16 protein-coding genes are annotated in these 21547 nt (G+C 59.6%); 6 read left to right on the top strand and 10 right to left on the bottom strand.

The genetic code is table 11. The features are described from left to right. Positions 1–4 precede the first annotated feature (4 nt). Positions 5–3976 carry a dermonecrotic toxin domain-containing protein gene (locus tag KW849_RS19120; protein ID WP_218430816.1) on the bottom strand — a complete coding sequence of 1324 codons (3972 nt, stop codon included), beginning with the start codon at positions 3974–3976 and terminating at the stop codon, positions 5–7. Between the two features lie 192 nt (positions 3977–4168). Further along, on the bottom strand, positions 4169–5191 hold the full coding sequence (gene sohB / locus KW849_RS19125) for a protease SohB (RefSeq protein ID WP_218430817.1): 1023 nt from the start codon (positions 5189–5191) through the stop codon (positions 4169–4171). Positions 5192–5392: 201 nt separating this feature from the next. Here sohB and KW849_RS19130 point away from each other — a divergent pair, with 201 nt between their 5' ends. From KW849_RS19130 to KW849_RS19150, 5 genes are all read left to right on the top strand, one after another. Next, positions 5393–6103, top strand: coding sequence for a histidine phosphatase family protein (locus tag KW849_RS19130; protein ID WP_218430818.1), 711 nt, complete (start codon positions 5393–5395; stop codon positions 6101–6103). 64 nt (positions 6104–6167) lie between these two features. After that, positions 6168–6482, top strand: a complete 315-nt coding sequence (locus tag KW849_RS19135; RefSeq protein WP_008015934.1) for an SCP2 sterol-binding domain-containing protein — start codon at positions 6168–6170, stop codon at positions 6480–6482. A 255-nt stretch (positions 6483–6737) separates the two neighbouring features. After that, positions 6738–7601 carry a LysR family transcriptional regulator gene (locus tag KW849_RS19140; protein WP_108217268.1) on the top strand — a complete coding sequence of 288 codons (864 nt, stop codon included), beginning with the start codon at positions 6738–6740 and terminating at the stop codon, positions 7599–7601. A 107-nt stretch (positions 7602–7708) separates the two neighbouring features. Further along, on the top strand, positions 7709–8854 hold the full coding sequence (locus KW849_RS19145; RefSeq protein WP_218430819.1) for an SRPBCC family protein: 1146 nt from the start codon (positions 7709–7711) through the stop codon (positions 8852–8854). Beyond that, positions 8851–9930, top strand: coding sequence for an SMP-30/gluconolactonase/LRE family protein (locus KW849_RS19150; protein WP_218430820.1), 1080 nt, complete (start codon positions 8851–8853; stop codon positions 9928–9930). Before KW849_RS19145 ends, KW849_RS19150 begins: the two co-directional genes overlap by 4 nt. Before the next feature lie 154 nt (positions 9931–10084). Here KW849_RS19150 and KW849_RS31445 read toward each other — a convergent pair whose 3' ends face one another. From KW849_RS31445 to lexA, 8 genes are all read right to left on the bottom strand, one after another. Then, positions 10085–10210 carry a hypothetical protein gene (locus KW849_RS31445; protein WP_256357299.1) on the bottom strand — a complete coding sequence of 42 codons (126 nt, stop codon included), beginning with the start codon at positions 10208–10210 and terminating at the stop codon, positions 10085–10087. 106 nt (positions 10211–10316) lie between these two features. Continuing rightward, positions 10317–10550 carry a DUF465 domain-containing protein gene (locus KW849_RS19155; protein WP_218430821.1) on the bottom strand — a complete coding sequence of 78 codons (234 nt, stop codon included), beginning with the start codon at positions 10548–10550 and terminating at the stop codon, positions 10317–10319. Between the two features lie 173 nt (positions 10551–10723). Next, positions 10724–12835 carry a PAS domain-containing sensor histidine kinase gene (locus KW849_RS19160; RefSeq protein WP_218430822.1) on the bottom strand — a complete coding sequence of 704 codons (2112 nt, stop codon included), beginning with the start codon at positions 12833–12835 and terminating at the stop codon, positions 10724–10726. A gap of 197 nt (positions 12836–13032) precedes the next feature. Beyond that, positions 13033–13638, bottom strand: a complete 606-nt coding sequence (locus tag KW849_RS19165) for a GntR family transcriptional regulator (RefSeq protein WP_371319162.1) — start codon at positions 13636–13638, stop codon at positions 13033–13035. Between the two features lie 18 nt (positions 13639–13656). Continuing rightward, entirely contained in the window at positions 13657–16755 is a 3099-nt protein-coding gene (locus KW849_RS19170) for an error-prone DNA polymerase (protein WP_218430823.1), read from the bottom strand. Further along, a complete protein-coding gene (locus KW849_RS19175; protein ID WP_218430824.1) occupies positions 16731–18146 on the bottom strand; it encodes a DNA polymerase Y family protein in 1416 nt (471 codons plus the stop codon). The genes KW849_RS19170 and KW849_RS19175 overlap by 25 nt, the downstream gene beginning before the upstream one ends. Positions 18147–18153: 7 nt before the next feature. After that, on the bottom strand, positions 18154–18771 hold the full coding sequence (gene imuA / locus KW849_RS19180) for a translesion DNA synthesis-associated protein ImuA (protein ID WP_218430825.1): 618 nt from the start codon (positions 18769–18771) through the stop codon (positions 18154–18156). Continuing rightward, positions 18771–19388, bottom strand: a complete 618-nt coding sequence (gene lexA, locus KW849_RS19185) for a transcriptional repressor LexA (RefSeq protein WP_108217259.1) — start codon at positions 19386–19388, stop codon at positions 18771–18773. Before lexA ends, imuA begins: the two co-directional genes overlap by 1 nt. A 1368-nt stretch (positions 19389–20756) precedes the next feature. Between lexA and KW849_RS19190 the strand changes: the two genes are divergently transcribed. Continuing rightward, positions 20757–21476 (top strand): ATP-binding cassette domain-containing protein, encoded by a 720-nt coding sequence (locus KW849_RS19190; protein ID WP_218430826.1) that lies wholly within the window; start codon positions 20757–20759, stop codon positions 21474–21476. Positions 21477–21547 lie beyond the last annotated feature (71 nt).

Raw genomic sequence — 21547 nt, forward strand, 5'->3', positions numbered from 1 at the left:
TCCTCTAGGCCTGTTCGGTGATCACCGGAAACGGCCGCCCCATCGTTACCCAATCGCGGTAAAGCCTGGCCCGATCTTCCAGCGCGGTGAATATTCCCAGCGGATTTTCGACATCGATCGCTGTGCCTTCGACAAACCGGTTCAGCCAGCCCCACAACTCATCCGACGCCTGCGCCTCGCTCAACAGTCGCCAGACCCTCGCTTGCAATTCCAGATAATCGACCTGAAAGTCCGCCGTCAGACTGAGCCCGTCGATGACCCTCAGGAAACGACCGCCTGACGGTTTGACCGCCAATTGCTGCCAAATCGTTCGCCTGGCTAGCCGCAGTGCTTCGTCACCCTCGCGCAACCACGCAACCGGATTGCCATAGTCGGCTCCTGGCGTACTCAACCACAGGTTGATCCCGGTGCGTTGCCGATGATCGATCAAGCGCCGCAACGTGTCCTCGTCCGTCAGCGGGTTGCCCCAGAGTCTCACCCGGTCCCGTGCGACGGCCTGGCTCAGCACTGCCGGCGGAACCCGGGTGATTCGGTTATCGCCCAGGTCCAGCAGCATCAGGTAGGACTCGTCCCGAATTCCGATCGGGCATGTGCCGATCCCTGTGCGCCTCAAGTTCACCTGGCGCAGTTCGTTCAACCCTAGCAACACCGGCGAAACACCCAAGGGGTTTCCACTTAAATCCAGTGATTGCAGGTTGATCAAGTCACACAGTTGCGACGCTGTGTTCTCCCTGAATTGCAGAAACGTGGCTTTCAGATTCAGGGTCGTGAGATGGCGCATTCGCGCAATCGCCGGCGGCAGACCACCACCCTCCAGCCCCCCTGTTGCATCAGGCAGCCGCAGATCGACTCCTTCCAGATTCAAGACGCGCAGATTGGGGAAAGACTCAAGGAAGCCGTTCAAGCTCTCACGTTCAATCAGATGGAATCTGCGCATCGACAATTCGATCACCTCGTTGAACCTGACGCTCATGACCGGCAAGCGGTGGTAGTCCTCGAAGTCCAGATTCAGTTTGTATCCCGTTAACGTCTCCCCGGAATAAAGGCGATTGGCCTGCGGCGGGCACTTTCGCCAGATTGACACCAACTCGTCAGCCAGTTCCATCCGGGTCTCGCGCTCGTACTCCATCGTGTGCTGCAGCAGCGCGACGTTATGCGCCGCGATTTGTACATGATTCATGTCCGCGGCGTCCTCGTCGTCAGCGGCCAGAAAGTCGATGTCCATGTCATCGAGATCCTGCAGGGCCTGGTCGATCCAACCCGTCAAATCCGTACTCAATTGCTCAAATTGTTGCTTCAATCCATCGAGCTGCGACTGAACGCTCTCTCCGGCCTGTTGCAGCCATTCATCGGCCTGCGCGTTGCCGAAGTCAGGATAGAGGTCCCTGACTTGCAGCCTCAGCATTTCGTGGGTCAGCGCTGCGGCCTGCGGGGTGGTCGGGAAGCCGCCGCCCCTCAAGCCTTGCATTTCGAAGGGCAGCCCTCCGTCCATTCTGCCCAGGCCCAGGCTGAACTCGGGGCGTGATAGCGCACGGTCACGGAGATTGAGCTTCAGTTCGTTGGCCGGGTTCAGCGACTGCAACTGCAGCGCCGCACGCTCGTCCTCGGACAATGCACCGATGACAGCCCCGTAAAAATCTGTATGCAAGAGGGTTTGGGTGGGTATGTCGAAGTATTGATAATGGTTGCCGATTTTGATCAAGCGTCGACAAAAAGCGGCATCGAGGGGACCGCAACGATCCAGCACCCGGCCTTGCGACGAGCCATCGAGCATCTCGACTCGCAGGTTTTTCGGCCATCCGGGCAGGTTCCTCAGTGAGTGCAAAGCCAGCGTGTCCGAATCGGAATGGGCCACCGACCGCAGATAAAGGCCTTCGTAAGCACGGGTGAGGCGCACATGCTGCTGGTACTGGCGGGCTTTGCTATCCAATTGCCTGAATAGTTCCCTGGCCTGGATCTCATCCGGCGTCGCCGTCAGTTCTACTCCATAGCGATCGAGCATCTGCTCTACCGCACTTTTCGGCAGGCCGGGATATTGCTGTTGAAACAATCGGATCCATTCATGCTCCGAATACTGAAGTGCCTGATAACGACTGTCGAACAACTCCACTCGCCGGGCCTGCAATGCCTCGTGCAAATCACTGCCTTCGACCGCAGGTGCCGCGCCAGCCTGGGTTTTATCGATGACTTCCACGACTTCCTGATCGATCCTGAACCGACTGATGATGTCGGCCAACACTGGAGTGGGTCGACGACCGGCCTGGATCATCCGCAGCATGTCGTCATCGACGGCGCAGACCTTGCCGATCTGCATCAGGACCTCATCGCTGAAAGCGTCCACCGGGGCGCCTATCCCTCGCAGCAGGCTCAGACGACTCGGTATCCGCGTGATCGGTTCCGGGGCAGCGATATGAGCGGACGGATCGCCAGCCGGTCTGCGGCCGGGTTGCACATCGGGCTCGCCAGTCTCGTGCCCGGTCCTGGTCAGCACGGCGACCTCGGCGCCTTCGCGTTCCAACGAGGCGACAGCCCCGACCAGCGGCAAGGCATTGAGCAAGCCAAACACAGTTCGCGTCGCGCCTTCGGAACGCTCACTGGCTGTTTGCCCCTCGACTACCTCATCCAGACCGTAACCGGCATCAACAAGCCCGGCCAGCACCAACAATCCCTCACCTCCAGGCACAAACAACGCCAGTGGCCCGAACCGGTTGATCCATTGCACGATCGGCTTGACGAAAGCACTCAGATTGTCACGGTTGACCTGAGCATCGTCGCGGATGGTCTTGACGCTGTCCTGGGCGACTTGCTTCATGGATTTCACCAACTGCGCAAAAGGGTCTGTTGCGCCGGGGGAACGATCAAACTCGATGTAGTCGCCCGGATCCCAATAGCCATCATCGTTGAAGAACCCTGCATTCTTCGTCAGCCTGTGTATTTTTGGATAAATCGCCATGCCCTCCAGCGCGGTCAGTACACCCGCATGAAAGGTGCCGTCCTCGCGATCCTCTTCAGTGAAGTGAGCCGCCAATGCATGTTTCGTATCGGCGCCCCTGCCCTGAGCCACGATCCATTGGCGCAACTGCCGACTGTCGGTGAATTCGTGCAATGGCGAAGAATTGCCGGGGATGTACAGCAACACCCTGGACCCTGATCGCTCTTGGAAGCACCAGATATCCGTCGCTGTATAACGGTACAGCTTCAACCGACTCGCCTCGACACCCGGGGGCATTTTTGTCGGCGCTTGCAGTTGCTGGATCGTCAGTGCTTCCCAGGTCTGCGCGGCGGGCAACCCGGCGGCTTGCATGGCAAGTTCCAGCCCCTTTCGGGACAGGCACCGTTCTTGATATTGCAGCCGGGCCGCCATGACGAAAGCGGCCTTGACCGATGTCCTCAGCGCATAAGGACCGGGCGCAGTGATGACCGCATCCGACGGCCAGGCCTGATCGAGATAAGCCTGGTATCGATCAGAAAGAAACACCCCCCAGACCCACTGCTTGAAATCGGCAGGCCGTAGATTGATTTGCGTGTGCGGGCCATAGGATTGCGGAACCGTTGCGCGGTAGATGCCTTCATAAGTGTCGTGGTTGCCGCTGCCCACATAAGCAAACTCATCGGCCTTCTCGACAATGCGCACCGACGGGCCGATGTCGGGCGGTGTATACAGACCAAACACCGTTTCGCCGAAGCGCCCGTCGCCCACCGTCTGATAATTGCCAAGCAGGGCCTGGATCAGGGTGCGGGAACTCCCCACCCGCCCCTGATGGATACCGTTCTCTGGAGGATGCCCATGGTAGTTGTAGTCGAGCGTTACCAGCAGGGCTGTCTGCGGATCAATGTCGGCTCCCCACTTTTCCTTGATCAAGCGCCCGCCAAACTGAGCGGGAGTTTGCGGTAGTGCGTTCTCCACCGCGGCCTTCAGCTCGTTGCGCATCAGGACATTGGGTGTTGGGGCATCGCCATGGGCGTGATCATTCATGTGCATTCCATTGCAAACTATTGGGAATCACCAGAGTAACCAGCGGCGACTCAAGCGTAAGTCGGAAGGGTCGGCTGATCAGTTAGGACGTTTCGCGGCGGCCACGGGAAAATGACAAATCTGAAATTCCGGGCGAAAAAAAACCGCGGAAAATCCGCGGTTTGATTTTTTTTGCAGACGCCCGCTAAAGGCTTACCAGAAGCGTTGCTCGGTCAAGCGGCTCCACCAGCTCAGCAGCATGCGATCGACCGAGCCGCTGGCGGCCATGCCAATGCGCTCTGGCAGGCTTTTGCGTTCGGTGTAATGCAAGTGATAGAGCTCGGACTGCCTGGCGCGCTCGGCGAGGTATTCATCGCTGGTCTTGAGTTCGTCGACCAGGTGCTTTTCCAGCGCTGCGACGCCGAGCCAGATTTCGCCGGTGGCCACTTCATCGATTGCCAGCTGCGGGCGATAGCGCGACACGAAGTTCTTGAACAGTTGATGGGTAATGTCCAGATCCTGCTGGAACTTTTCCCGCCCCTTCTCGGTGTTTTCGCCAAACACGGTCAGGGTGCGCTTGTATTCACCGGCGGTCAGCACTTCGAAATCGATGTCGTGCTTTTTCAGCAGGCGATTGACGTTAGGCAACTGCGCCACCACGCCAATCGAGCCGAGGATCGCGAAGGGTGCGCTGATGATCTTCTGGCCGATGCACGCCATCATGTAGCCGCCACTGGCCGCGACCTTGTCGATGCACACGGTCAAGGGCACGCCGGCTTCGCGGATGCGCGCCAGTTGCGAAGAAGCCAGGCCGTAGCTGTGAACCATGCCGCCGCCGCTTTCCAGGCGCAGCACCACTTCGTCTTTGGGTGTGGCAAGGGTCAGCAAGGCGGTGATTTCGTGGCGCAGGCTTTCGGTGGCCGAAGCCTTGATATCGCCGTTGAAATCCAGCACGAACACCCGGGGTTTGGCCTCGGTTTTTTTCTTCTGTTTCTTGTCGTTTTTAGCCTGCGTCTTGCGCAGGGCCTTGAGCTGGTCCTTGTCGAGCAAGGTTTGCTCCAGGCGCTCACGCAGCCCTTTGTAGAAATCATTGAGCTTGCTGACCTGCAACTGGCCGGCGGATTTGCGTCGACCTTTGCTGCGCAAGGCCGCAAAGCTGGCCAGGACCACCAGAATGGCGATCACCAGGGTCACGGTCTTGGCCAGGAAAACGGCGTACTCGGAAAAAAACTCCACAGGGACTCCTTAAACGTTGCGCGGCATGCAAGCGCGCGGGATACCACCAGCATACCCATGCGCCGCCCTTGCGACCAGTCGTGAAACCTCTGGCAACAGGCCTGTAACGGGCATTTCAAACAAGCGTATGTTTTTTCATTGACAGTACACTGCCATCCTCATAACCTCGCCAAACCTTCAACGCACCGGGATGACGCGGACGTGGGCAGCATCTATCTGATTCGACATGGCCAGGCCTCTTTTGGTGCGGACGACTACGACGTTCTGTCGCCGACTGGCATCCGGCAGGCTGAAATCCTTGGCCGGCACCTGGCCGAACTCGGCATCAGCTTCGACCGTTGCCTGGCGGGCGACCTGCGCCGCCAGCAGCACACGGCCAACAGCGCGCTGGAACAATTCGCCGCGGTAGGCCTGCCGGTGCCGCTCCTGGAAACCGACTGTGCCTTCAACGAGTTCGATGCCGATGCGGTGATCCGCGCGCTGTTGCCGGCCATGCTGCCGGACGAACCCGAAGCCCTGAACATCCTGCGTAACGCCGCGCAAAACCGTGGTGAGTTCCAGCGTATCTTCGCCCTGATCATCGAACGCTGGCTGGCCGGCACCTACGATACACCGGGCCTGGAAAGCTGGCTGGGCTTTGTCGAGCGGGTGCAGGCCGGCCTGCACCGCATCCTCGACCAGGCCGACAACACCCAGAAAATCGCCGTGTTCACGTCCGGCGGCACCATCACCGCCCTGCTCCACCTGATTACCCAAATGCCTGCCCGGCAGGCCTTTGAATTGAACTGGCAAATCGTCAACACCTCGCTCAACCAGCTTAAGTTTCGCGGTCGCGAGGTGGCCCTGGCTTCCTTCAACGGTCATGCGCACCTGCAACTGTTGAAGGCCCCGGAACTCATCACGTTTCGCTGAGTCCGGACTATTGTGACCCTGGCTGTAATCACCCAGCTCTTATTACCCAAGAAAGGATCGAACCATGACCTCCGTAGCAGACGCCGTACAAGCAATGAAAGCCAAGTTCAACCCAGCGGCTGCTGCCGGTCTGGACCTGGTCTTCGGTTTCCGCATCGACGACACCAAGAACTTCTCGCTGATCGTCAAGGACAGCACTTGCGAGCTGCAGGAAGGCGAGAACCCGGACGCCCAGGTGACCCTGGTGATGGACGGCGAAACCCTGGAAGGCATCGTCGACGGTTCGACTGACGGCATGCAGGCGTTCATGGGGGGCAAACTGCGCGCTGAAGGCGACATGATGCTGGCGATGAAACTGTCCGAGCTGTTCCCGTCGTAAGCACCTGGCTCCCGGGTTTCGGGAGCGTGCAAGGTCGCAAACGAATCCCGCCCTTAGTGGCGGGATTCGTCGTTTTTGCCTGCCATGTGGCGAGGGGGCTTGCCCCCGTTGGGGCGCGAAGCGGCCCTTGACGTCCTTCCGATAAGTCGAAATCTCTGGTTGTGCGACTGCTTCGCAGCCGAACGGGGGCAAGCCCCCTCGCCACAGGTTCGACGGTGCTCTTACAATGTCGGCACTTCCCACACCGGCCGCCCCATGGACATCGACCTCGCCCGCACCTTCCTCGAAATCGTTCGCCACGGCAGCCTGGCCGCGGCTGCCGAGAAGCTCCATGTCACCCAGACCGCGATCACCGCGCGGGTGCAGAAACTCGAAAGCCAACTGGGCAGCACCCTGTTCGTGCGCAACCGCGCCGGAGCCCGCCTGACACCCAACGGTGAAGCCTTCGTGGTGTATGCCAATCAACTGGTGCAAACCTGGGAAGCCGCGCGGCGTGATCTGCCATTGCCCGAGGGTTATCGCGATGTGCTGCACATCGGTGGCGAGGTGAGTCTGTGTAACCCGCTGATGCTCGGTTGGGCCGGCGAAATCCGTAACAACATCCCCAGCCACGCCTTGCGCATGGAAATCCGTGACGGTGAAAACCTGCTGCGTCAACTGGAGTTGGGCGTTCTGGATGCCGCATTGGTGTATCAGCCCGAGTATTGGCCGCGTTTGCAGGTCGAGCAGATTCTCGAAGAAAAGCTGATTCTCGTGCGCCTGGCCGGCAAGCCAGATCCTTATGTGTACATCGATTGGGGCGCTGACTTCCGACGCCAGCACGACGCCGCCCTGCCGGAAAAAGCCAAGGCTGCGTTGAGTTTCAATCTTGGCCCGCTGGGCCTGCAGTACCTTCTCGAAAATGGCGGCAGCGGCTACTTCCGCACCCGCGTCGTGCAGAGTTATCTGGATAGCGGCGCCCTGGAACGGGTGCCCAAGGCGCCGGAATTCAACTACCCGACCTATCTGGTCTATTCGCGCGATCGTGACTCGCCGACACTGCAACGCGCCTTCGACCTGCTGCGCAAGGTTATCGATTCCGACGAAGACTGGTCGCAACGCTGGGACCCGCTGACTTGAGACCGGTTTGCACCGGATCATGGCCGTTGTGGCCTCAAGGTTCGGCCCGTCAAATCACCGGGACCGGCTAATCTGAAAAGATCTAGCAATAACGACAGGTGATTGCAGTGAGGCAGACCACCGAAGGATTCCGCAGCCGTTACCGCGCCGACATTCATCCGCTCTACAATCCCTGGCTGCACGGCGCGTTTGTCCTGGTGTTCGGGGCACTGGCGATCAGCGTCTTCTGGAGTAACGTACATCAGGTACGGCCAGCGGAATGGCTGGCGGTGCCCGTCACGCTGCTGTTGTTCAACCTCGGTGTGTACAGGGTGCATCGCCACCTGGGGCATCATAAAAAGACCTTCGCCCGGCTGTTTTATGCCCGTCACGCCGTCGACCATCACAGCTTTTTCACCCCCGGTCACATGACCTACGACAACGCCCGCGACTGGCGGGTGATCCTGTTTCCGGCGTGGCTGATCGTGCTGCACACCTTCGCCGTCGCCCTGCCCCTCTGGTGGCTGCTCAAGCACATCAATACCAACGTCGCCGGATTGGTCGGCGGCCTTCTTGTCCTCGGTTACCTGGCTTATGAAGTGTTTCATGCCTGCGAGCACCTGCCGTCGCGCAACCCGGTCACACGACTGCCGTGGATCCGCCAGATGCGCCGGCTGCACGAGCTGCATCACCGCCGCGAACTGATGCAGGAGCGTAATTTCAACATCGTTTTCCCGCTGATGGACTACCTGTTCGGCACCCTCTATTGGGAGCCGGAACCTACGCCGTTAAACACGACGAGAACGCCCATGACCCGCATGCAGCATCAGATTGTCATTGCCGGAAACCCGATCGATGTACTGGCCTACGCCAGCACCGTGACCCTTTGGCCGCAATGGCATCCGTCGTCGCTGCATATCGATGGGCCGAAAGGCCCGTTGCATGCCGGCGCACGTTTCGAAGAGGACATCCGCGCTGGTGGCCGCGACGGGCACTTGCGCTGGGAGGTGGCGGAGTACCTGCCCGGACGGCGCTGGAGTGCGTGCGCACAGGGGGATCATGGCCTGTCGCTGGTGGTGACCTATGAATGCGATGCCGAGGGCAACGACACACGTTTCGTCCGCACTCTGGAGTATCAATTCAGTGGTCTGGCGATGCGGATTGCCAACCGGTTGTTGCTCAAGCGGCGCATCGATCGGGAATCGGCGGCGTCGATGCGGGCATTGCGCGACATGGCGCCGAAATACCTGACGGCGACAGGGGTCAGCGCGTGAGCAGAGCCTTCAAATGCCTGTTGCTGATCATCTTCGTCATCGGCGCCTTCCTGCTGCTGATGCCGACCAAGGTGCGACCGGTAGCCTGGGCTCCACAACTTGCGCCATCCCTCTCCAGCGGAATTTACGCGGACAATCAGCGGCTCAAGGGGATGGAACGCGTCGGTGCCGCCGATATCGACGGGCCGGAAGCCTTGTTGCTGGAAAACGACACACTCATTACCGGTCTGCACGACGGTCGTCTGATCCTCACGAGCCTGGACGGCAAGACCACCAAAGTCCTGGCCGATACCGGAGGCCGGCCATTGGGTCTGGCCCGTCATCCCAATGGTCTGCTGGTGATCGCCGATGCCGTCAAAGGCTTGTTGTCCCTCGACGCCCAGGGGCGCCTGGTGGCCTTGAGCACAGAGGCCGACGGCGTTCCCTTCGGCTTTACCGACGATGTGACCATCGACAAACCCGGTCACTACGCCTATTTCAGCGATGCTTCGAGCCGCTTTGGCTATGGCCACGACGGTGAGGCCGTAATCGAACATGGTGGTGACGGTCGCCTGCTGCGTTACGACTTCCAGACCGGCAAAACGTCGGTTGTGCTGGATAAGCTGGAGTTTGCCAACGGCGTGACCCTGGGGCCGGACGATGCTTATGTACTGGTCAATGAAACCGGCGCTTACCGCATCAGCCGTTACTGGCTCAGCGGCCCCAAGGCCGGCACCCATGACCTGTTCATCGACAACCTGCCGGGGCTGCCGGACAACCTGTCGTTCAATGGCCACGACCGGTTCTGGGTGGCACTGTATGCCCCCCGCAATGCCTTGCTCGATGGCACGGCGGCCCATCCGTTCGTGCGCAAGATGATCGTACGAGCCATGACCGTATTGCCCAGGCCCGTGGAAAAACGCGGGTTTGCCCTGGGCCTGGACCTTGAAGGCAAGGTGATCGCCAACCTGCAGGACGGCAGCAGCGACAACTACTCGCCCATCACCACGGTGCGCGAGTATGGAGACTGGCTGTATTTCGGTTCGCTTAAAGCGCAGAACATGGTGCGGTTGCCTTTGAGCAAGGCATTGCAATAAGCAGCCTCTTTTTCTGAACTCACTGAAGAACTACTGTGGGAGCGAGCCTGCTCGCGAAGACGTCAGCACATTCAACATCGACATTGACTGTCAGGCTCGCTCCTACAGGGGACGGTGTTCATTCTGAATCGACGTCGACACCTTCATCTCCCGGTCACTCATCAATACCAGGCTCTTCCTCGGGATTGACCGTGGTGTGTTCTGGGCTCAGCGGTTCGGGATGAGTGGGTATAGGGTCGTAGCCACCCGGTTGTTCTCCGGGGTATTCGGGCTGGGTCATGAGGCACCTCGTCGAGAGCCATGACATTGGTCTGCGAGCATTCGAGGTGCCGGTTCTGGTTGCCGTTCCAACGGTTCAGCCACCGGTCATTGGTGGCACTGGTGGGTCAGGACGACGAGCCCAATTGCCTGACGATCTTGTCCTTGACCTGAAGACGTACCTCCTTGAGTTTCTTTACGGTGTCATCGTTGGACTTGGCCTCCTCTGCTTTCACCACTTCGGCATCCGCCTGGGAATACTTGTTAAGCAGTGAATCCAGTAACGGATCCTTGGTGCGTTTCTGCTGGATTTCTTCCTTTGAGCGTTTCAGATCCTGATAAAGGTCATGGGGCACCGGCATGGAACACCTCCGTTTGTTGATCGGCAGCGAGACGCGATCAATTGCGTTCACCAACTATCAGAATGGCCTCGGTTAGCCTGTTCTGTCGACCACCTGTCAGACCAGCGGTGTCCGTTCGTCGTCCTGTCGCAAGCGCGATAAAACCTTTGCCTGCACCCGCGCCGTCACCGGTTTCAGCCGTTAAGCACCGTGCGAACCATTTGCCTGAGTGCTTCGGGACTGTAGGGTTTGCTCAGCAGGTGGGTGTCGGGGCTGAGCTGGTGATTGCGCGAGATGATGTCGCGGGTATGCCCCGAGGTGAACAGCACGGCCACCGGTGGTTCCTGCACTTTCGCCCAGGCCGCCAGGTCCGAACTCTTGATCAGGCCGGGCATGATCACGTCGGTGAATATCAAGTCCACCGCCAACCCTTCCAGCAACATTTGCATGGCGACGTCACCATTGGTGGCCGTGAGGATCTGATAGCCCTCTTCGCGCAACAACTCCACCACCGACACCCGCACGGCCTCATTGTCTTCGACCACCAGGATGCGTTCGTGCCCGCCCCGTTGCGGCACATCAGGGCTCAGCGTTTCACTGGGTGGCACGCGCAGGGTGCGCGGGAAATACAACTGCACCCGAGTCCCCTGCCCCAGGCTGCTGGCGATTTCGATATGACCGCCACTCTGTTTGACGAATCCAAACACCATGCTCAAGCCCAATCCGGTGCCCTGACCGTCGGCCTTGGTGGTGAAGAAGGGCTCGAACGCCTGGGCCAGCACCTGCGGCGGCATGCCGACGCCGGTATCCGCTACGGACACCCGCACATAGTCCCCGGCGGCAATGCCTTTTCCCGCGCAAAATTCGCGATCAAGGACGATGTTTTCTGCACAAATGTCAATCCTGCCCTCGCCTTGAAGGGCGTCACGGGCATTGATTGCCAGATTGAGAATGGCGTTTTCCAACTGATTGCGATCGACAAACACACTCCACGAATCTTCGGGCGCCGACATGTGAACCTGGAGCGTTTCACCCAAGGCGCGCAGCAACAGTTCCGCCAGGCCATCGAAAATCTGCCGCAACGTGAAGACCGCGGGCGACAAAGGTTGGCGCCGGGAGAATGCAAGCAATTGCGAGGACAGCTTGGCACCGCGCTCGACCGCGGCAATCGACGCCGATACCCGGCGCTGCACATTGGCGTTTTTCGGCTCATGGCGTGCCAACAGGTGCAGGTTGCCGGCGATCACTTGCAACAGGTTGTTGAAGTCGTGGGCCACACCGCCGGTGAGGCCACCGATGGCTTCGAGTTTCTGTGACTGGCGCAGTTGTTCTTCCGCCACCAACCGCGCCTCGACCTCATCAGCCACCCGCTGCTCCAGGTTGCGGGTGAACTTGAGCAGGGATTCTTCGGCGGTCTTGCGTTCGTGAATATCGATCAGCACGCCGGGGAAACGAAATGCCTCCCCTTGCTCATCGAATTCGCAACAACCGCTGGCGAGCACCCAGAAGTAACTGCCGTCGGGACGCTGGATCCGGTACTCGACGTTGTAGGGTTCGCCCGTCTCGACCGACAGTTTGACTCGTTCCTGGACCCAGCTGCGGTCGTCCGGATGGATCCGCCCTTTGGCGATTTCCTGTGACAGGTGGCTCAGGTCATGCCCGGGTGGATAAGAGAGCGTGCGAGCGAATCGCTCATCACCCGACAACACGTTGGTCTTGATGTCCCAGACAAAGGAACCGAGCAAGGCACCGGCGTTCAATGCCAGGCGCACCCGCTCGTTATCCGCACGATAAGCGTCTTCAGCCACTTGTCGCCGGCGTTCGGATATCACCCGCTCCGTGGTTTCCACAACCATGGACATGACCCCGGCCGGACGTCCGTCATCGTCAGCCACCGGGCTGTAGTAGAGGTCCATCCAGACATCTTCCGGAACCCCGTCACGCAGCAGCACCATTTCTTTGTTGCGATAGGACAAGGTGCCGCCCGCCAGGCAGGTATCCACCACGTGGCGATTGAAATCGGCGACTTCGGGCCAGCCCAGCTCCACCGTGGAACCCAGCAGATAGGGATGACGCCCACCGGCGAATTTCGAGTAGGCGTCATTGTAAATCATGTACCCGGACTGGCCCCAGAGCATCACCATCGGCAGCGGCGACGCAAGCATCAGCTGCACCGCACTGCTCAGGCTCTTGGACCATGAGTCGAGTGGGCCAAGTTCGGTCTGGCTCCAGTCGAACGCACGAATGCGCCCGGCCATTTCGCCGTTCCACCCGGCACACCCGTGGCTATCCGCTAGAAACTGCATCGGCTGGCTCTATCCCGGTAAATTGCGCCCGTTTGTTTCGAGCATTCTGGACGCTATTCGTTTCATAGAGGTATAGCTGATTCTCGCGGGCCTCAGTATGTGCCTCTTTGAAAGAGAATCTGTGGGTGCCAAAGATCCTGTGGGAGCGAGCAAGCCCGCTCCCACTTTTTGATCTTCAGTGGCCAGGAAACTGCAACCTACACCTCAATCAAGTGCTTTAGCGGGTTGTAACTGCTTTTCAGGGTTGCCGCGACATCCAGGATCGCCTTCTCGATCCCATTCAAATGCATGCAGGTCAGCTCGATGGCCGCGCTCTGGTTGCCCGCTTCGATGTACTCGATCAGCCGCAGGTGTTCGTCGTCGCGGCAGACCTCGTGGCTGTCGTCATCCAGTGCGGCGGCATACAGCGACGCCCGGGAAATCAGCTTCTGGAACCAGTCGAGCAACACCGGGTTGTTCAGGCTGCGGGCCAGCTTGATGTGGAACTCGCCGAGCAGGTGAATCAGCCGTTCGTGATCACCACTCTGATGCGCTTCATCTTCCAGCAGCAAATGATCGCGCAGGTCCTGGGTCACCGCCGTATCGCGACGACGGCACAGTTCGCTGACGATACCGATCTCGATCAGACGCCGGGTTTCGAACAACGAGCGGATCTCTTCGTCACTCGGCAACGACACCGACGCACCTTTATTGGGCTCGGTGGTGACCAGTCCATCGGCTTCCAATTGCTTGAGCGCGGCCCGAACGGACTGATCGGTTTGGGGGCTGCTCCGCAGCCCAACGGGGGCAAGCCCCCTCGCCACAAAAGCTTTCACCGTGGATCAATGAAAATCCCGGCTGCGCACAGTGATCCCATCGAGCAACGCACTCAGATCACTCAAGCGCCCGGCAATCAGATGCCGCACCTCGCCCTCCTTCTCCCAGCGGCCATCGACCTTGAGCAGCTGCGAGCCGACCAACACCTGGCGCTGCCGCTCGGCCAAGTCGCGCCACACCACCACATTGATGTTGCCGAACTCGTCCTCAAGGGTGACGAAGGTCACGCCGCTGGCGGTGGCCGGACGTTGTCGGCCCGTGACCAGCCCGGCAACGCTGACCGGCCGCCCGTGCTCGACGTCCAGCAACTCCTTCGAACTGCGGCAGCGCCGCGCCTTCAACTCACCGCGCAACAGGGCCAACGGATGCGGCCCGAGGGTGGTGCCGACACTGGCGTAATCGGCTTGCAGGTCCTCGCCCACGGTGGGCTTGGGCAACGCCACCGCGTCCTCCTCCTGGCTCGGCAGGCCGGCAAACAAACCCAGCTGCTTTTGTACCCCGGCCACTTCCCAGCGCGCCCGATGCCGGTCGCCGGCCAGGCCACGCAACGCGCCGGCATCGGCCAGTTGCTCCTGGGCGCGGACATCGAGTCGCGCCCGTTCGCCCAGGTCGGCGATGTCGGCAAACGCGCCTTGGGAGCGGGCCGCTTCGATGCGTCGGGCATCGTCCTCGCGAAAGCCCTTGATCATGCGCAGGCCCAGGCGAATCGCCGGTTGCGCACCGGCGATCGGCTCCAGGCTGCAATCCCAGTCACTGGCGCGCACGTCCACCGGGCGAACCTGCAAATGATGACGCCGAACATCCTGCAGAATCTGGTCCGGGCTGTAGAACCCCATCGGCCAGCTGTTGATCAGCGCACAGGCGAAGGCCGCCGGCTCGTGGCATTTCAACCAGCAACTGGCGTAGGTCAGCAAGGCAAAACTGGCCGCGTGGGACTCGGGAAAACCGTAGCTGCCAAAGCCCTTGATCTGCTCGAAGATCTGCGCGGCGAACTCGGCGGTGTAGCCGTTTTTCTTCATCCCGGCGGCCAGCCTTTCCTTGTGCGGTTCGAGCCCGCCGTGGCGCTTCCAGGCGGCCATGGAGCGACGTAGCTGGTCGGCCTCGCCGGGGCTGTAGTCGGCGGCGACGATGGCGATCTGCATGACCTGTTCCTGAAACAGCGGCACACCGAGGGTGCGCTTGAGCACCACTTCCAGTTCCGGCGACGGATAGGCCTCCGGTTCTTCCTTGTTCCGTCGCCGCAGGTACGGGTGCACCATGCCGCCCTGGATCGGCCCCGGCCGAACGATGGCGACCTCGATCACCAGATCGTAAAACGTCTTCGGCCTGAGCCTCGGCAGCATCGACATCTGCGCCCGGGATTCGATCTGGAACACGCCGATGGTGTCGGCCCGACCGATCATTTCGTAGGTGGCCGCGTCTTCGGACGGGATGGTCGCCAGGCTCAGGTCCAGCCCCCGGTGCCGGCGCAGCAGATCGAAACATCGGCGAATCGCGCTGAGCATGCCCAGCGCCAGGATATCGACCTTGAGCAAACCGACCGCATCGAGGTCATCCTTGTCCCACTGGATGATGGTGCGCTCGGCCATGGCGGCATTTTCCACCGGCACCAGACTGTCCAGCGGCTGCTCGGAAATCACGAAACCGCCGGGGTGCTGGGAAAGGTGCCGAGGGAAGCCGATCAGTTGCCCTGTCAGGCTCAACACCCGGTGCAGCACCGGGCTCTCCGGGTCAAAACCACCTTCACGCAGACGCTCCACGGGCGGTGTCTCATCGCTCCAGTGACCGCAGCAATCGGCTAGGGCGTTGATCTGGTCCGGCGGCAAGCCCAATGCCTTGGCCACATCCCGTACCGCACCGGCGGCGTGGTAAGTGCTGACTACCGCCGTCAACGCGGCGCGGGCCCGGCCATAGCGCTGGAACACGTACTGCAAGACTTCCTCGCGGCGTTCATGCTCGAAATCGACGTCGATGTCCGGTGGTTCGTTGCGTTCTTTGGACAGAAAGCGCTCGAACAGCAACGTGGTGCGATCCGGGTCGATTTCGGTGATGCCCAGGGCAAAACACACCGCCGAGTTGGCGGCAGAACCACGACCCTGACAAAGAATCCGTTGCTGGCGGGCAAAGCGGACGATGTCGTGGACCGTCAGGAAATAGCTTTCATAGCCCAGCTCCGCGATCAGTTGCAGCTCCTTGTCGATCTGCACCAGCACTTCGCTTTTCGGCCCTTTTGGCCAGCGCCACTCGATGCCTTCCTCGGTCAAATGACGCAGCCACGAGGTGCCCGAGTGCCCTTGCGGCACCAGTTCGCGGGGGTACTGGTAACGCAACTGACCAAGATCAAAGGTGCAGCGCCGGGCGATGTTCAGCGTTTCTGCCAGCAAGGCTGGCGGGTACAGCGCCTGCAGCACATCAAGGCTGCGCAGATGGCGTTCGCCGTTGGGGTGCAGGCGCAACCCGGCATCGGCCACCGGCAGGTGATGACGGATCGCGGTCATGGTGTCCTGCAAGGCGCGCCGGCCGCGAGCGTGCATGTGCACATCGCCACTGGCCACGGCCGCAATGCGCAACTCCCTGGCCAGGCTCAGCAGATCGTCCAGGCGCCGGGCATCGTCCTGGCCGCGATGCAACTGCACGGCCAGCCACAGGCGCTCGGCGAAGACCTGCTTGAGCCAGCGGCCCTGTGCAAAGGCATCGACAGCGTCCGGCACCCACAACGCCAACAGCCCCGGCAAGGGTTCACTGAAGTCTTCGCGCAACACCTGATACTGGCCTTTCTGCGTGCGACGCCGGGCGCGGGTGATCAATCGGCACAGCGCCTGATAGCCCTCGAGGCTCTCCACCAGCAGCACCAGTTTCGGGCCGTTCTCGATGCGTATTTCACTGCCGATGATCAGCGGCAACTCCACGGATTTCGCCGCTTGCCAGGCGCGAACGATGCCCGCCAAGGTGCATTCGTCGGTGATCGCCAGGGCTTGATAACCCTGTTTTTTCGCGCGCTGAAACAGCTCGAGGGCACTGGAGGCACCGCGCTGGAAGCTGAAGTTCGACAGGCAGTGCAATTCGGCATAGTCGATGCTCATGCGAACCAGCCCTGCAACCACAAGGGGCCGTCCTCACCGACCGCCCGGTAGGCCCAGCCCTGTTGGCCGGCACGGGTTTCGATCAGGTAATAGTCGCGGCGTACGTCGTCGCCGTCCCACCAGCCGGACTCGATACGTTCCGGCCCCATGAGGATGCGCGCCGTGCCCTGATGCACGGCCAGCGGTTCAGCCAGTAGCCAGCCCGGCCGTTTCACCGCCGCCGGCACTGCGCAGGGCTGGCTGTCGGCACTGGCCTGCCACGCACACTCGGGGCGGTGATCGGCCTGGAAGCGCAGGCCATGCACCGCGTCATCCCCCAGCCGTGCACGCAGGCGTTCACGCAGTTGCTCCCAGGGCAAGGACTGCTGCGGGCGATCGTCGAACAGCTCCTGATGCTGGGGCACGAAGGTCGGCAAATTCTCGGCGCGCAGACGAAAACCGCGCACCGGCGCCTCGACCTGGACTTGCTCCAGCCGCCCCCGGGCCAGTTCGAAGAGCATCGCCGCATCCCGCTCGGCACTGAGCAGGCCAACCTTGATGAGCGTATCCGGCAACCCGGCGTGCTCCAGATGCAGGTCGAAACGCTGTACGCCGCTGTCGCGACCGCAGAGGAACGCCGACAGGTCGCCGGTCAACCGGCGCAACGGAAACAGCAAGGCTTGATGGGACTGCACATCGAAATTGAGCTCGATGCGCACATCGAAGCGGTCCGGCGGCAGGTAAAACGCCAGTGCCAACCGCCGCAAACCCAAGAGGGCATCCAGATGCTTGAGCACCTGGGCCTCGAAACGCCGGGCCAGGCTATGCCGGGGCAGCGCCTGCACCTGGCTCAAGGTGCGCAGGCCCATGCGCGACAAGGCCGTGGCGACCGGTGCTTCGAGGCCGATCCGGTCGACGGGCATTTGCCCCAGGTGATGCTGCAAGGCTTGATCGTCCGGGACCACCAGACCGTCATAGGCGTTGGCCAGCACCCGCGCCGCCACCGGGTTGGGCGCGGCCACGATGCGGTGCCGAAACCCCAATTCGCCGAGCTCACGGCGCAAAAGCGCTTCGAATTGCGGCCAGGCGCCGAACAGGCCGAGGCTGGATTCGATCTCGAACACCAGGGCCCGGGGGTAATGCACGCTGACCTGGGAACTGAAGCGATAGGCCCAGGCGGCGAGAAACTGTTGCCAGTGTTCGATTTCAGCAGCGTCGTATTCGGCCGTGACAAAGCCTTTGCTCAAGGCCTGTGCCGCGCTCATGGACTGGCCGGGGCGCAAACCCAGCGCCCGCGCCGCACCGTTGACGGCCTGCAGCACCCGGCGCTGGGCCGGGCCGGTCAGCAACGCCAGGGGTTCATCGGGATCGGCGCGCTGACGCAGTACCGCGTCCAGCGCCAATTGCGGGAAAACAATGCAGACCCAGCGCATGGCAACCTCAATGCCCCACGGCGAAGGCAATCGGCGCCGAACGGGCCAGGCCGCCTCGGCACTTGAGCACGCGCAGTTGTGCCGGCCGGGCATCGATGGCAATGCGCAGGGCCGCTGGCGAAGGGTTGATCGCTTCACCGAGGGGACGATAGGCGAAGGCCAGGGTCTGGCCGGTTTCCGCCGCCACCTGCAAGCGGCGCAAGGCGCGGTCATCGGCCTTGTGTGGCCAGCACAGCACTGCGCCGCAACTGCCCGAGCGCAGGCATTGTTCCGCGGCCCACAGCGCATCGCGCTCGCTGGCCTGGATGATCGACAACTGACGCAGATCGACCCCGGCGCCCTGCCACGCCTGGGGATACGGCACACAAGGTGGCGCCACCAGCACGATGCGCTCGCCCGCCGCCGACAGCCGTGCCAGCGTCGGCCACACCAGTTGCAACTCGCCCACGCCCTGCCCGGCCAACAGGATTTCCGTCAGCGCCGCCTCCGGCCAGCCACCGCTGGGCAACGCGGCGTCCAACGCAGCATGCCCGGTGGGTTGCGGGCTGGCAGCCGGTGGCGCAGGCCGGCCCTTCCAGACCTGGCCGCCATTGAACAGCATATCCAGCGCAACGACGGCACCCATCAGCCTTGCCTCACCAGGCCACAGAACACGCCTTCGATAGCCAGGTCCCGGTCGGCTTCGACAATGATCGGCTGGTAGGCCGGATTGCGCGGCAGCAGGCGAACCACATCGCCGACCCGCTCGAAGCGCTTGATGGTGACTTCGCCGTCGAGCCGCGCCACGACGATCTGGCCGTTGAGCGCCTCGGGGCTGCGGTGCACGCCCACCAGGTCGCCGTCGAGGATGCCGTCCTCGATCATCGAATCACCCCGCACCCGCAACATGTAGTCCGGCACCCGCGAGAAGATCGACGGATCAAGCAGCAAGCGGCTGTGCACCTCGGCATCGGCACCGATCGGCGCACCGGCCGCCACCCGGCCGAGCACCGGGATGTCCAGCAACTCGGGACGCGGCGGCTGCCCGAGCAGGCGAATACCCCGGGCCTGATTCGGGTTGACCTCGATAAACCCGGCTTCGGTCAGTGCCAGCACATGCTTGCGCGCCACGCTGCGGGAGGCGAAACCGAACGCCTCGCTGATCTCGGCGAGGCTCGGAGGCTGACCGTGCTCGGCGATGCGATCGCGGATAAAGGTCAGGATGGCGGTACGGCGGGGAGTCAGAGTCGTCATGGAGTACATTTGTACTCTTTTGGCTTTTTCCTGGCAAGGGCCGTGTAGGAGCTGTCGAGTGAAACGAGGCTGCGATCTCTTGAGACCAGAGCGAAAAGATCGCAGCCTGCAGCAGCTCCTACAGGTGGCCGGTTCAAACGTAACGTCCAGCGCTCCTTATTCGAACAAAACGAGCGATCAAAAAACAAGGTCTACCGTTCGTCGCATTTCTAAAAAAATTAGCATCTAAAGAAAATAAAAATTCATAAAAAATTACGAAACGCACATTTATTCCTACAGAAATATTCTACTTAACATAGCAAGATCATTTCTGCTTACCAAAAACTAAAACACAGTTTCAAAAAGGAATTTCACAGTTCCACGCCAGAAACCAGCCACACTAGAAGCGAACCAAATCACTCAGGTTCCTAACATCACGTAGGGCGCATCTTAAAACCCTACAGGAAAAGTCTTACAACACAAAAAACCCTCGATTGCATCCAACACTAAAATCAACTAATCCTTGCAACACCTCCTAATATCAAGCGGCAAACCACACGAGCAAAAGCAAAATGAAAAACAACAAACCTGGAAAACGCCATTCAATTAACGAAAGAAAAGAAGCAACGACCCCACCCCCACAGAGAAACCAATCATGCCTAAAAATATTTGGCCCAGAGTTTTTTCCCTGACATCCATATTCATAAAAGAACAATTAAAAGAACCCATTGCCTTTTTCTGGATCATGATATCACCTTGCGCGATGTTCTATTTTTTTGCAACAACCAGGCAGGATCCGAACTACTTTTCCAGCAATTACATTACGATTTCAGCATGGTTTTATGCCTACATCTCTTCAAGTGTCGCATTATTCGGATTCGCCTTTTATATAATAGGAAGAAGGGAAAGCGGATTCACCCGATCATTTATTTACTCAAGGGAATCGAAACTGATTTTTCTTCTATCGCACTTCATTGCCTACTCGTTAATATCGATATCTTATTGCACAAGCTTTTACTTAACAACCAAATTCCCACTCGGAAACTACGACATCAATGAACTACTGAATATCGCAATAAGCTTTTACATCTGCTTTATCATGTTTTGCACTTTTGGGGCTGCATTCTCATTGCTGCCGATCAACTTTCAGAACTCGAATACTTTGCTTTCCATTTTTTCGTTCTGCATGTTGATCCTCGGAGTTATGAGTGCCAGCAGATCAAATCCCATCACCGACGCTTTGAACCTCGCAAACCCACTGACACTTGCAAGCCAAATAATGGAACAAGGCCTTGAATCCAAAAAACTCATCACGACAGCAATAATTCTTTTATTTATTTCAGTACTGCACAAAACCTTCAAACACCTAAGAATCAATCCCGTATGGAGCCGATACTGATGAAAAAATTCACGGCGCAGAGCATTGACTTCTCCTATACAGACAAGCCCCTCTTGACCCAAGCATCTCTTGAGGTTGCTCAAGGCGACATTGTCGGCATTCTGGGGCCCAATGGATCTGGAAAAACAACTTTTTTCGATATCGTCTGTGACCTTAAAGAAGCAAAGTCCGGTGTCATAAAAAACGACTTCGGTCATTTTTTATACCTTTCTCAAATCATCTCCACTCCCCCACCATTGCGCATGCGTGACATTTTTAAAATGGTGACAGCGCTGTCATCAAACGAACCCATGACACAAGATAAAACCTTAAAAAAACTAAGCGCGTGGAGCCCCGCGATAGTTGACCGATACCAAGACATTTGGAACAAAAAATCATCGCTATGCAGCTACGGAGAGACACGCTGGTTCTTTACTCTCTCTCTTCTTTCAATTTCTGCAGACTTCGTGATTCTCGACGAACCTACTGCCGGCGTAGATCCGGAGTTTCGTAGCTATATTTGGCAATGCCTTCACGGCGCCGCCAGGGAGGGCACCGCTATTCTGGTTTCCTCGCATAATGTTGATGAGGTCATTAACCATTGTGATTATTTTTACATGATTAGCCAGAAACGCTTCAATCGCTTTGCCAATGGTAGTGAGTTCATGCATCGGTATGGCGTAAAGACTATGGACGATGCGTTTATCCGAGCCGTGACTGAACCTGTATTCACAGCATAAAGCCGGTCGACTGCTGGCGAAAACCGTCCAGGCGCACCGATTCCTCCAGCTGCATCGCTTTATCGTTCACG

This window comes from Pseudomonas sp. PDM26 (assembly GCF_019219185.1).
In the GTDB taxonomy this organism is placed as follows: Bacteria; Pseudomonadota; Gammaproteobacteria; order Pseudomonadales; family Pseudomonadaceae; genus Aquipseudomonas.

Excerpts from the sequence above, each read along its gene's own strand:
- KW849_RS19120 (WP_218430816.1), bottom strand. The coding sequence starts at position 3,976 with ATGAATGATCACGCCCATGGCGATGCCCCAACACCCAATGTCCTGATG.
- KW849_RS19135 (WP_008015934.1), top strand. The coding sequence starts at position 6,168 with ATGACCTCCGTAGCAGACGCCGTACAAGCAATGAAAGCCAAGTTCAAC.
- KW849_RS19140 (WP_108217268.1), top strand. The coding sequence starts at position 6,738 with ATGGACATCGACCTCGCCCGCACCTTCCTCGAAATCGTTCGCCACGGC.
- KW849_RS31445 (WP_256357299.1), bottom strand. The coding sequence starts at position 10,210 with ATGACCCAGCCCGAATACCCCGGAGAACAACCGGGTGGCTACGACCCT.
- KW849_RS19155 (WP_218430821.1), bottom strand. The coding sequence starts at position 10,550 with ATGCCGGTGCCCCATGACCTTTATCAGGATCTGAAACGCTCAAAGGAA.
- KW849_RS19160 (WP_218430822.1), bottom strand. The coding sequence starts at position 12,835 with ATGCAGTTTCTAGCGGATAGCCACGGGTGTGCCGGGTGGAACGGCGAA.
- KW849_RS19175 (WP_218430824.1), bottom strand. The coding sequence starts at position 18,146 with ATGCGCTGGGTCTGCATTGTTTTCCCGCAATTGGCGCTGGACGCGGTA.
- imuA (WP_218430825.1), bottom strand. The coding sequence starts at position 18,771 with ATGGGTGCCGTCGTTGCGCTGGATATGCTGTTCAATGGCGGCCAGGTC.
- lexA (WP_108217259.1), bottom strand. The coding sequence starts at position 19,388 with ATGTACTCCATGACGACTCTGACTCCCCGCCGTACCGCCATCCTGACC.
- KW849_RS19190 (WP_218430826.1), top strand. The coding sequence starts at position 20,757 with ATGAAAAAATTCACGGCGCAGAGCATTGACTTCTCCTATACAGACAAG.